Below are 12379 nucleotides of genomic sequence, written 5' to 3'. Positions count from 1 at the left end.
GGGGGGGGGCCCGCCGGGTTTTTGTTTTTGTAAAAAATTATAAATCGATTTTTTTTTTTTTGGTTGGGGGGCGGGGGGGGGCCCCCCCCGCGGGCCCCCCCACCGCCGATTCCCGTGTTCCCGTTCCGTGAGAGGAGCGCAGTGCACCGTCACGCCCGCACGCCCCGGACGCTCGGCGCCGGCATAGCCGCCGCCCTGAGCCTGGCCGCCCTGGCCGCCTACGCCGCCCCGACCGCCACCGCCGACACCGCGCCCGCCCAGGCCCCCGGCGACCCCGTCCCCGGCGTCGTCGCCGGCCAGGACACCGCCGCCCCGCAGCTGGTCACCGGCCTCGCCGACCCCGCCCCCGGCAACCCGGCCGACGCCGCCCGCGCCCACCTGGCCGCCCACCGCGACCGCTACCAGGTCGACCCCGCCCAGCTCGCCGAGGCCGGCACCGAGAGCGCTCCCGACGGCCGCCGCACCGTCCGCTTCCAGCAGAACGAGGGCGGCGTCCCGGTCCTCGGCGCCCAGTACCTCGTCCACCTCGCCGGCGACGGCGCCGCCCAGCACGTCGAATCGGCGGGCGGCAAGTACTTCACCGGCCTCACCGCCCCCACCACACCCACCGTCCCGGACGACCTGCTGCGCACCGCCGCGCTCGGCGCCCTGCCCGACGCCGCCCGCGCCAAGGCCACCGCCGACGACGCCGGCCTGGTGATCCTGCCCGACGGCGCCGGCCGCCTGACCCGCCACTACACCGTGCGCGGCGCCGGCGCCGACGGCACCCCGCTCACGCGCGACGTCTACGTCGACGCCACCGCCGGCGTCGTCGCCCTCGCCCACGACGCCCGCACCCCGTCCACGGCCACCGCCGCCGCCCGGCCCGAGGCCGTCGCGCCCAACGCGGCCGCCCCCGACCCGGCCCCGGCCACCGTCACCCCCGCCACCGGCACCGCCCCCGACGTCCACGGCAAGAGCGCGAACGTCAACATCGGCAAACTCCCCGACGGCACCTACCAGTTCACCGACCTCACCCGCCCCGCCGCGATCACCACCTACGACGCGGCCGGCCGCGACGTCGGCGACTTCGGCACCATCCCCGCCGACGCCCGCCCCGCGAGCTCCCCGACCCCCGACTTCCCGGCCGCCACCGGCACCGACGGCGCCACCGACGCGCACCTCAACGCCGGGATCGTCTACGACTTCTACCGCGACCGCCTGGGCCGCCTCGGCCTGGACGGCAAGAACGGCCCGATCGTCTCCGTCGTCGACGTCACCGCCGGCGGCCGTCCCTACCCCAACGCCTACTGGGACGGCAGCAAGATGATCTACGGCAGCGGCAACGACACGTACTACCCGTTCTCCGCCGCCCTCGACGTCTCCGCCCACGAGATGACCCACGGCGTCATCGCCAACAGCGCCAACTTCGCCTACCTCGGCCAGTCCGGCGCCATGGACGAGGGCCTCGCCGACTACTTCGGCAACGCCATCGAGGTCACCACCCGCGGCATCGCGATGAACGACCCCAGGGCCGCGCTGCTCGGCGAGGACCTGTGCCGCACCGGCACCCCGCAGGCCTGCGCCACCCGCCACCTCGACGACCACCACACCACCGTCGACGACTACGTCGGCGCCTCCCTGGCCTCCGACAACGGCGGCGTGCACCTCAACTCCACCATCTTCAGCGGCGCCCTGTGGGACATCCGCCGCACCCTCGACCCGCTCACCGCCGACCGCGTCGTCTACCGCGCGCTCACCGAGTACATGACCCCGCTCGACGACTTCGTCGCCGGCCGCAACGCCGTCCTGGCCGCCGGCCGCGCCGACGGCCTGACCCGCGCCCAACTGCGCACCGTCGCCGCCGCGTTCGACGCCCACGGCATCAAGGCCGGCTGGCAGCACCGGCTCGGCCTGGACAGCCGCACCCTGCTGCGCGACATCACCTCCACCATGGCCGCCCCGGTGGCCGCCGACGGCCACTGGGTGATGCTGGGCAACACCGACGCCACCCGCAGGACCACCGCCCTGTACACCGGCACCGTCACCGGCGGCGGCACCCCCGTGCGCCTGAGCCCGGACGACGGCCGCTACCACAGCTGGGCCGCCACCGACGGCACGAGCGCGGCGTGGCTGGCGGTCGGCAAGGACGCCCAGGGCGTCTTCGGTTTCGAGGTGCTGGCCGCGCCGCTGTCCGGCGCAGGACCGGTGCGCAGCGTCTACCGCTCCACCAACCAGCAGCCCGGCAACATCCGGACGGCCGGCGGCGACGTCGCCTTCACGCTCCGGGACTTCGCCACCGACACCACCCGGATCCACGTCGTCCACGCCGACGGCTCCCCGGAGACCGTGATCCCGCTGCCCGCCGGCCACCACGCCTCCGGCCTCGACCTGCGCGACGGCGTCCTCGCCTGGTCGGAGGACTGGACGTCCGGCCAGGACTACGTCACCGCGCCGACCGCCTACTCCCTGGCCGAGGGCAAGGTCACCGCCCAGTACGTGCCCGCCGACCCGAAGAACCTGGCCGACTCCGTCCACCTGGCCGGCGGACGCGTGCTGTGGGTCCAGAGCCCCGCCGCCGGGCGCGCCACGATCCGCTCCGGCGCCCTGGACGGCTCCGGCGTCACCGACCTCCTGCCGGCCGCCTCCACGGCCCCCGAGCCGGCCACCCTGACCGTCTCCGACCGCGCGGTCACCTACGTCTCGCGCACCGGACGGGTCACCGACAACTGGACCAACGCGCAGACGGCCAAGCTGTGGCAGCTCCCGCTCACCGGCGGCACCCCCGAGCGCGTCTCCTGCGACCGCGGCTCCCAGGACGCGCCCGCCGCCGACCGCGGCACCCGCGTCGTGTGGCTCGACGCCACCGCCGGGCGCACCGACCTCGTCACCCGCGAGCGCCCCGCCGGCGCTCAGTGCGCCAGCGAGTCCGCGCCCCGGTAACCCTCCGGGACCCCGTCGGCGAAGATGGCGTCGGCGTCCATGTGGCGGGTGCGCAGCGGGAGGATCTCCCGGTACGCGGGGGAGTCGTACCACGCGCGCACCCGCTCCCGGTCGGGGAACTCGATGACGATGACGTCGGTCCCCCAACTCCCCTCGACCACCTCGACGTTCCCGCCGTGCACCACGAACCGGCCCCCGAACGGCTCCAGGGTGGCGTCGATGCGCTCCAGGTACTCCACGATGTCGGGCCCGAACTCCACCGACCTGACCTGGGCGATCGCGAACGCGCTCATGAATTCCTCCTCGGCCTACCGCTGTTGTCGTCTGCTGTTCCGCGCTGACGTCGACGACGGTAGGCCGTGGCGTACCGTGCCCGAATCCGTCACGCATAGGTAGGGCGACCGGTCATGGCCCCCGTCGTCGGGACACCCGAGGCCCCGCCGGGACGCCCCGCGGAGCCCGCGCGGCACGTCGGGTTCGGCCCCGGTTCACCCGAGGTTGCCGATGTGGCGCTTTGGTGTCGATTTGCGCTTTGACGTGCAGGGATGGAGTCGATACCGTCCGGTTGATCATCTTCACGGCCGGCTCTGGGGGGCGTTGGCGTCTCCCCCGGCGTGTCCTTCCTCGGGAGAGTTCGTGCAGCGCAGATTGCGAAGAATGGCCTGGCCCGTGGGCCTGGCAGTGGCGATACCGGTGGTGGCCGGGTCGGTTCCGGCGGTGACGGCATCGGCTGCGGATGCCGTCGCACCGGCGGTGGTGGAGGACTACTCCTACCCGGGCGCCGCGAAGGTCCTGGCGGACCACAACATCACCCTCAAGGCGGGCGACGGGCACATCGTGCTCGCCGACTGCGCCTCGGGCCCGGGCCTGGTGGAGCTGTACAGCCGCTCCGCGAACCCGAGCCAGGTCTGCTTCAAGATCACCGGGCGGACGGGGTACCTGTCGCTGGAGATCCCGCAGATCTACAACATCAAGGGCGACGACCACGCGATCAAGGCCACGCTGAACACCGCGGGCACGGTCACCAGCGTCGACGTCAACAAGAACGCCTGGACCCCGGTCGGCGAGGGCGGCACCAGCGGCTCGACCACGCTGCTGGAGCTCAACGCCACCGACGGCCCCGCCGCGACGGCCCCCGCCGGCGCCTACCCCGCGGTCGGCGCCCTGACGATCGGCCAGCCCGGGCGCCCCGGATCGCGCGCCTGCACCACGACCCTGGTCGACCCGCAGTGGGTGCTCACCGCGGCCGCGTGCTTCGGCGACAAGCCCGCCGCCGGCGCGCCTGCGGCCCAGAGCAGCGTGACGATCGGCGGCCGCACCATCCCGGTCGTCGAGATCGCCCCGCGCACCGACCGCGACCTGGTGATGGCCCGCCTCGGCGCGCCGGTCTACGACATCACCCCGGTCGCCGTCTCCGCCACCGCGCCCGCCACCGGCGAGGACCTCACCGTCGCCGGCTACGGCCGCACCGCGACCACCTGGGTCCCCGCCGCGCCGCACACCGCCGCGCTCACGGCCGCCGCCGTCAGCGCCGGCGCAGTCGACCTCACGGCCAAGACCGCCGCCGACACCGTCTGCAAGGGCGACTCCGGCGCCCCGGCGCTGCGCGCCAAGAACGGCGGCTTCGAGCTCGCCGCCGTCACCAGCCTCGCCTGGCAGGGCGGCTGCCTCGGCGAGACCGAGACCCGCACCGGCGCCTCCGAGGCCCGCGTCGACGACCTCGCCTCCTGGGTGACGGCCACCGCCGCGTCCTCCGGCACGCTGATCAAGCCCGGCACCAAGCTGACCGCCGGCCAGTCGATCACCGGCCCCGGCCTCAAGCTGACGATGCGCGCCGACGGCGACCTCGTCCTGACCCACCGCCAGGCCGACGGCGGCGTCCTGTGGGACACCGCCACCGGTGGCAACAACGGCGCCTGGGCCTACATGCAGCCCGACGGCAACTTCGTCGTCTACAAGGCCGACGGCAACCCGGCGGCCGGCACCGGCGGCCTGTGGGCCACCGGCACCTACTTCAACAACGGCGCCTACCTGAAGCTGCAGAACGACGGCAACTTCGTCCTCTACAAGGGCAACGGCGGTGAGGGCGCCGGCGGTGCCCTGTGGTCCACCAGCACCTTCCGCGGCGACGCCACGATCAACGGCAACACCCGCATCTCGGCCGGCCAGTGGCGCGAGGGCCCCGCCTCCGTCCTGGAGGTCCAGAAGGACGGCAACGTCGTCCTCTACCGCCGCAGCGACGGCGCGGCCCTGTGGGCCAGCGGCACCGCGAACAACCCGGGCGCCTGGGCGTTCATGCAGACCGACGGCAACTTCGTGGTCTACAAGGCCGACGGCAACCCGGCGGCCGGCACCGGCGGCCTGTGGGCCAGCGGCACCTACATGTTCGGCGGCAGCCACCTCAAGCTCCAGGACGACGGCAAGCTCGTCATGTTCAAGAGCGGTGACGAGACCCTCGCCACCACCGTCTGGAGCAACGCCACCCTGCGCCCGATCAGCCAGCTCAACCCGGGCTACCGCCTGAACGCCAAGACCACCTGGCTGGAGATGCAGTGGGACGGCAACCTCGTCCTGCACCGCAACAGCGACGGCGCCGCCCTGTGGCAGAGCAACACCAGCGGCTGGGGCAACTTCCTGAAGATCCAGCAGGACGGCAACGCCGTGGTCTACAAGCTCGACGGCACCACCGCCCTGTGGAACTCCGGCACCTTCTGGTCCGGCGGCTCCTACCTGAAGCTCCAGGACGACGGCAACCTCGTCGTCTACAAGGCCGACGGCGGCGAGGGCATCGGCGGCGCCATCTGGAGCAGCAACACCTTCGTGAAGTAGTGCGGTAGTACCGGGCCCCGTTCCTCCCGCTCCGGCCGGGGGAGCGGGGCCCTCTTTTTCCTTCCGACTCAGCCCGGCAGGCGCATCAGCCCAGCAGGCGCAGCCTCGTGGCGGCGATGCCGACGCGCACGGTCTGGCCCCACGTGAGGCCGAGGGCGTCCGACTCGATGCCGTCGCCGAAGGCCACCAGGTGCTCGGACTCCACCGTCAGCGCCAGCCGCCGCCCGCCGTCCAGCAGTCCGTGGACCCGGCTGGTGCCGGTGGCCGGGGACGGCCAGGCCTCCCGGACGAACCAGGCCAGCACCGGGGCACCGGGCTCGGGCAGGGCCAGCGGCGCGCCGCGCTCCAGCCACGCCGAGCGGCACCAGCCGGTGGCGCCCGTCCCGGTGCCCACCAGGACGCCTGACGACGCCTGCGCCTCGGCGGCGTCCCCGGCGCTCCCGGCGCCCTCGGCGTCCCCGGCGCCCCCGACCGCCAGGCGGTAGCGGGCCGTCTGGTGGCCCGGCTGGCCGACGTACACCTCGTTGAGCGCGAGCAACCGCTGGCCGTCGTCCGCGACCGCCTCGACCATCGTCCGCTCCTCCACCGCCCCGCCCCCGCCCGGCACCGCCCGCAGCAGCGGCCCCAGCACCCGGGCGCGGTGGCGCACCAGCACCCCCGGATTGCGCCCCGGATCGGCGTCCACGCCGATCACCGGCTGCCCGGCCAGGTACTTCGCGGCGTTCGCCACCAGCCCGTCCTGGCCGACCACGACCACCACGTCCCCCGGCTCGAACAGGAACCGCGGCAGGTCCGCCCGCTCCACCCGGGTGCGCCGCCACTCCAGCGGCACGGCCGCCGCCGCCTCGGCCAGCGCAGCGCCCTGGCGCAGGTGGCGCTCCTCGACCTCCTCGGCCGAGCGGCCCCGGGAGGCCAGGAAGAACGCCGCCTGCCCGGGCGTGCCGTGCCGGGCCACCAACTCCTCGTACTCGGTGCGCCGGTGCACCAGCACCACGCGCGGGGCGAGCGTCACCGGTCCACCCCCGTCGTGGCTGCCTCGGCCGTGTCCGACCCCGTCGCGTCCGTCCGCGCCGTGTTCGCCCTGGCCGTGGCAGCCCCCGCCGCGTCCGCCCCCACCGCGTCCGCCCCCGCCGGGCCGGCCCCGCCTGGGCCACCGCCGCCGGGTGCGCCCGGCCGGGCGGGCGGCGCGTCCGGGGTGGCCGGCGCGCCCGGAACGGGCGTCATCGCTGCGCCCCCGCGGCTCCCGGGGCCCCCGCGCCCAGGCGGGCCAGCAGTCCGGTCAGCACGTCCGGGGTGAGCGTCACGCTGTCGATGCGCGGCAGGTGCTCGGCCAGCCGCATCAGCGCCAGCGCCCGCAGCACCGCCGGGTCCGCCTGCTGGTGGGCGCCCAGCCACGCGGCCTCCGCGGCCGCCCGGGCCTCGCCCAGTCCGCGCGCGGCCTCGGCCTCGGCGGTGGCCAGGCGGGTGCGGCGCAGCGCCTCGGCGTCGGTGCGCACCCGGTCGGCGGCCGCCTCCTCCTCGGCCTCCAGGCGCCGGTTGGCGCCCTGCCGGGCGAGCAGTTGCTCCTCGCGGCGGGCGAGTTCGATGCGGTTGGCCAGCTCGTTCTCGGCGATGCCGCGCTCGTGCTCGACGGCCACCGCGCGGCGCTCGAAGGTGGCCCGGTCGGCCTCCTGTTGGACGAGTTCGCGGGCCGGGGTGCGCAGCGCCCGCTCGACCTCGGGTTCGGGCCGCAGCGCCACGACGCGTACGGCGATGACGGCCAGTCCGGTCTCGGTCAGGCGCGGTTCGCCGGCCAGTCCGTGCGCCATGCGCTCGCGCACCGCGTCGACGCCGTCGGCGAGGGCGGCGGCGAGCGGGGTGCGGGCGAGCAGGCCGAGGGCGTGCTGCTGGGCGGTCTCGGTGAGCAGGGTGGCCAGCTGGTCCAGGGGCGCGGCCCGCCAGGCGCCGGTGTCGGGGTCGATGCCGAAGTCGACGCGGGTGGCGGCGGTGGCGGGTTCGGCGATCCGGTAGGTGAGGGTGGCCTGGACGGTGACGTCCTGGAAGTCGGCGGTGCGGGCGTGGAACAGCATGGCGAGCTCGCGGTCGTCGACCGGGACCTCGGAGATCGCGGCGGTCAGCGGCCGGAACCAGAACGCCAGGCCCGTGCCGTCGTGCGCGACCTTGCCGCGGCGCAGGTGGCGGATGTGCGCGGTGGGAACGGCGCGCAGGTGGCGCATGCCGAAGCGCCTGGTGATGTCGGCCATCGTGGAACCCCTTTTCGTCGTCTTGACGATATGGGGCGACCCCGCTTCTCGTCAATGCGACGAGAAGCGGGGTGGGGGGCCGGTCAGCGGTGGGCGGGGAACTGCACCACCTGCTGGTAGGTCGGGCGGTTCTGCCAGGTGGTCTTGGCGTCGGTGACGCCGCCGAGCGGGCGCTGGATGACGGTGTCGGCGCACCACTGGTCGCCGGCCGCGCAGTCGCCGTCGCCCGGGTAGACCTGGGACGGGCTCTGGGCCGCGGCCTGCTTGAGGGTGTCGGTCAGGACGGTGCGGCAGGCCGCGAGGTCGCCGCCGCCGCAGAACGGGCGGGCCAGCGGGCCCGCGACGCCGTCGCCGAGGACGGCGCGCAGGTCCTTGTCCAGGTAGCTCCACCAGCCGTACTGGAACGACGAACCCTTGTGCGGGATCGCCTCGTTGGCGCTGACCGGGCCGCTGCCGCCGCTGCGGCCCGAGGGGGACTCGTCGATCTGCAGCGCCCCGGTGAGCGCGGTGAACAGCTGGTCGCCCAGGCCCGGGCGCATCACGCCGTCGGCCAGCAGCGGCCACCACGCGTCCATGACGCGGATCGCGTCCGCGTCCGCGTACGCCCCGCTGCCGGGCGAACTCTCGTGCCGCGTACCGCCGTCGGCCAGCCACGCCTCCAGGTTCTGCAGCGCCGCCAGGGCGGCGGGGTCGGTGACGGGGGCGCTGCGCAGGACGCGGATCAGGTCGGGCAGGACGTCCTCGGCGCGCAGGTCGGTCAGGGCCGCGCCCTCCATGGCCCGGGTGAGCGCGACCCGGCTCACCTTCCCCTGCTGCACCAGGGACTTGACGCGGGCGTCCAGCAGGTTGGCGCGGTGCACCGAGCCGTTGCCGAAGCCGGCCGCCGTGTAGCCGGTGGCCTGCTTGTTGTTCCACGAGACGTAGTAGTCCTGGTTCACGGACTGCGGGTGCTCGGCCGGCGGGGTGTACCGCGCGGTGTTGCCCGCCGGGTCGAAGTCGGCCCACTCGTAGGCGGGTTGCGCGAGCACCGGCAGGCCAGGGTCGACGCCCGGGGCGCGCACCGGGTTGGACCCGGAGTTGTAGTAGGCGATGTCGCGCGAGTCGGCGTAGAACCAGTTGAACGTGTAGTTGATGTCCTGCGCCGCCTGCTGGAAGCTCGCCGCGTCGTGCACCGCCCCCGGGTCGTTGAACTCCTGGAAGCCGATGATGGAATCCGCCTCGTGCCGGTAGGTGGAGCGCAGCGAGGTGAACGCCACCGGCGCCCCGCCGACCGTGCCGCGGGCGCTCACCAGGCCGTAGTTCGTGCGGTAGGACACCAGCGTGTAGGAGCCGGCCGGGGTGGAGTCGGCGGTGGTCGGGCTCCACGCGTCCTTGCGCTCCAGGCGCTCGAACGGCGTACAAGTTCCGTGCCACAGGTATGAGTTGGACGCGGTCGTCACCGGCGAGCCGTCGCTCGTGCACAGCGGCACGGCGTAGGTGTCGGTGATGTCCTGCCCGGCCGAGGTGGCGCTCCACGCGTAGTCCTGCCCGCGCCCGAGCTCCACGTAGAAGCTCAGGCCCGCGAACGCCGCGCCGCGCGCGCTGATGCCCGGGCCCTGCAGCTCCTCCAGCATGAGCAGCTGCGGCGCGAAGTAGCCGGTCTGCGGCCCGAACACCGCCACCGGGTGCCCGTCGTCGGTGTGCGCGCCGGAGACCAGCAGCGCGTTCGACATGCCGTGCTTCGCGCTGAGCAGGTTGCCCGGCAGCACGCCCTTGGCACCGGTGGCCGCCGACTGCGCGGACCCGGTGGCGTCGTAGACCTCCGGCTCGCTCACCACCGACCCCGGGTCGGGCATCGCGACGCCCCGCGGGTCGTCGGGCACCGTCGCGTACGGGAACGCCTGCCCGTCGTGCAGGGTCTGGACGGCCTCCGGGTCCTCCGCCTCGCGCAGCGAGCGCCACACCGCGTCGCCGGCGTCCTTGCCGTAGCGCGCCTCGGCGGCCGACTTGACCTGCGCGGAGGCGAGTTCACCACCGCCGCCGGAGCCGAACAGCGCGCCGATGACGGAGGCGAGGGCCACGAGGTCGGTCAGGGTGAACGGCGCGATCGACCCGGCGTTGGTGATCGGGTCCACGTGCCCCGTCAGGTCGTACTCGCCCGGGAACGTCCGGGAGTCGTACGCCTGCTGGATGTACCTGTTGATCCCGTCCAGGTACGCGGAGGCGTCCGCCAGCGCCTGCGCCGCCCGCCCGCCGCGCGAGGACAGCACGTCGATCTGCTGCTGCAGCTCGGCCTCGGTGTACGGCGCCGCGCGCCAGAACGTCTGCTCCAGCTGCCGGTTGGCCGCCGCGCCGCCGGCGAAACCGGACAGCTCGCCGCGCCCGACGTGCCGGAACAGGTCCATCACCCACAGCCGGTCCTGCGCGGCCGCGTAGCCCGCGCCGAACTCGGTGCCGTACCGGGTGGTGCCGGTCACGTGCGGCACGCCGGTCGCCTTGTCGCGCACGATCGTCACGTCGGAACGCGGACTGGCCGTGCTCGCGACCTGGTCCGCCGGCACGCCGAACGACGCGTCGTTGAAGAAGCTCCGCAGCCCGGCCTCCGTCAGGCCCGGGTAGCCGGAGGCGAGCGAGGCGTACGGGCCGAGCTGGTCGTCGGTGTGGGCCGGGCGGGTGCCGAACACCCGGTTCAGCAGGATCTCGGCGAGCGTGGCGTTGCCGTTCTCGCCGGGCGGCAGGATGTCGTTGCAGCGGCCCGCGCAGTAGTCGGCCGCTGCCGCGGTGGCGGGCGCGGCGGCCGTGGGCGTGGTGGCGAGCGCGGGCACGAGGAGCAGCGCCACCGCCAGTACGGCGGCGAGCAGCCGGGGGAGGGGTAGGGGGACGTGGGGGCGTCGGGGCACGTCGAGCTCCTGGGTGGGGAAGCTGCGGGGGCCTCGACGGTAAGGGTGTTACCGGCCGGTTTTCTAGGGGCGTGCATGCCACTTCACCGTTTCGCCACCATGACTGACGGCACGTCAATTCGGGAGCGTCGTCTCCGTCAGCAGCAGGGGCACCGGCAGGCGGTTCCCGATCAGCGCCGCCAGACGCCGGGCCTCCGCCTCCGTGAAGCTCCCCGAGATCACCGCCGCACCGCCCGGCACCGCGGAGGCGACGGCCGGATGCGACACCACCGCGCCGTCCAGCACGATCGCGAACTGATTGGCGGGCGACGGCTGCGCCGCCAGCCGGCCCGTCACGTCCGCGAACGCCTGCGCCCCGACGGCGTCGAACGTCAGGTCGATCTGCCAGCCGGCCCCGTTCTGCGTGTCCTCGACCGCCTTCACCGCCGACACGTCCGTGCCGTCCACCGCCACCGGCCCCAGTGCGAACCCGTACCAGATCCCGTTCTCCGCGGCGTACCCGCACGCCACGGCCGGCTTGCCGGAGGCCGACTGGCGGTCCGTCCGCTGCGCGGCGTCCGAGCAGTTCGGCACCTGGAGCGTCGTGGTGGGGTCGGCGGACACCGCCCCCTGCGCCGGCGCGCCGTTCGGGACGGACGGCGCGAGCGCCAGGACCGGACGGAACCCGAGGTGCCCCTGCTGCGCGAGCGCCGCGAACTGCTCGCGCGTCGCCCCGGCGGCCGACAGCGAGACCGCCGCGCCCCTGACCTCCACCTTCGGTGCGGCCAGGCCCATTGTTTGCGCCCGGCGCTGCAACCGGTCGGCGACCTGCCGCACTTCGGCGGGGGAGGGGGAGCCCTGGAGCGTGTACGTGGCCTCCGGGGGCAGGCCGCCAGCGCCGCTTGGTCCGCTGCTTGCTCCCGCCGTCGCCGTCGGTCCGGGGGCCGTCGGCCCGGCCGTCCCGCCGCCCGCCCCCGTACAGCTGCCGAGCAGCACCGCACACGCCGCCGCCACCAGGACCCCCACGCCACCACGCGTCGCACTCATGCCGCACAGTGTCGACCCAACGACCCTGTGCACCGGCCGATTTGACCCTTCTGTGACAGACCTGTCGCTCTTTGGCCGGGTTCGTTCACCACCGCCCCGGGGTACATTCGGGCGAAAGGTGCCGGACACCGGCACGGGCGGGGGAGTCGGAAGGCCGGGGCAGTGCTGATCGTGCTCGTTCTGTTCGTCGCGGGCGTCGGCCTGCTGCTGCTCGGCGTTCACAAGCTGCACGCCGCGGTGCCCACCTGCTACGGCAAACCCATGTCGCCCGGCGACGTCTGCGAGCCCCACACCACCGGCTCGTTCTCCGAGGGCATGCCCGGACCCCAGACCTCCACCTACCGCGAGCAGCTGGACAACCTCACCAGCGGCGGCTGGACGGCGATCGTCATCGGCGCGGTCCTGCTCGCGCTCGCCGTCGTGCTCGCGATCTCCTTCACCGCCTCCACCCTCCGCGAGCGGGGCGACTGATCCCTCGGC

8 protein-coding genes are annotated in these 12379 nt (G+C 74.4%); 3 read left to right on the top strand and 5 right to left on the bottom strand.

What is annotated here, in order from left to right:
- Positions 1-141: 141 nt before the first annotated feature.
- Positions 142-2922 (top strand): M4 family metallopeptidase, encoded by a 2781-nt coding sequence (locus tag ACFXDE_RS24025; protein ID WP_380496826.1) that lies wholly within the window; start codon positions 142-144, stop codon positions 2920-2922.
- Here the strand turns inward: ACFXDE_RS24025 and ACFXDE_RS24020 are convergent.
- On the bottom strand, positions 2892-3215 hold the full coding sequence (locus ACFXDE_RS24020) for a DUF1330 domain-containing protein (RefSeq protein ID WP_380443326.1): 324 nt from the start codon (positions 3213-3215) through the stop codon (positions 2892-2894). The two genes, ACFXDE_RS24025 and ACFXDE_RS24020, sit on opposite strands and share 31 nt — an antisense overlap.
- A gap of 364 nt (positions 3216-3579) precedes the next feature.
- On the opposite strand from ACFXDE_RS24020, the gene ACFXDE_RS24015 reads away from it, so the two are divergent.
- Positions 3580-5751: a trypsin-like serine protease gene (locus ACFXDE_RS24015; RefSeq protein ID WP_380496825.1), complete on the top strand. Its 2172-nt coding sequence runs from the start codon at positions 3580-3582 to the stop codon at positions 5749-5751.
- An 85-nt stretch (positions 5752-5836) separates the two neighbouring features.
- On the opposite strand, the gene ACFXDE_RS24010 is transcribed toward ACFXDE_RS24015, so the two are convergent.
- The 4 genes from ACFXDE_RS24010 to ACFXDE_RS23995 all read right to left on the bottom strand — a co-directional run bounded on the left by ACFXDE_RS24010 (position 5837) and on the right by ACFXDE_RS23995 (position 11899).
- On the bottom strand, positions 5837-6763 hold the full coding sequence (locus ACFXDE_RS24010) for a hypothetical protein (RefSeq protein WP_380496824.1): 927 nt from the start codon (positions 6761-6763) through the stop codon (positions 5837-5839).
- 208 nt (positions 6764-6971) lie between these two features.
- Complete coding sequence (locus ACFXDE_RS24005; protein ID WP_380496823.1) at positions 6972-7994, bottom strand: SPFH domain-containing protein; 1023 nt, start codon at positions 7992-7994, stop codon at positions 6972-6974.
- A gap of 83 nt (positions 7995-8077) precedes the next feature.
- Positions 8078-10873, bottom strand: coding sequence for a penicillin acylase family protein (locus ACFXDE_RS24000; protein WP_380496822.1), 2796 nt, complete (start codon positions 10871-10873; stop codon positions 8078-8080).
- A 114-nt stretch (positions 10874-10987) separates the two neighbouring features.
- On the bottom strand, positions 10988-11899 hold the full coding sequence (locus tag ACFXDE_RS23995) for a hypothetical protein (protein ID WP_380496821.1): 912 nt from the start codon (positions 11897-11899) through the stop codon (positions 10988-10990).
- Between the two features lie 162 nt (positions 11900-12061).
- Between ACFXDE_RS23995 and ACFXDE_RS23990 the strand changes: the two genes are divergently transcribed.
- On the top strand, positions 12062-12370 hold the full coding sequence (locus ACFXDE_RS23990) for a hypothetical protein (protein WP_380496820.1): 309 nt from the start codon (positions 12062-12064) through the stop codon (positions 12368-12370).
- The last annotated feature ends 9 nt before the right edge of the window (positions 12371-12379 follow it).

The organism is Kitasatospora sp. NPDC059408 (genome assembly GCF_042751525.1).
Classification (GTDB): Bacteria; Actinomycetota; Actinomycetes; order Streptomycetales; family Streptomycetaceae; genus Kitasatospora.
The sequence above is the reverse complement of the archived record's forward strand: the minus strand, read 5'-3'. Positions and strand labels throughout refer to the sequence as shown.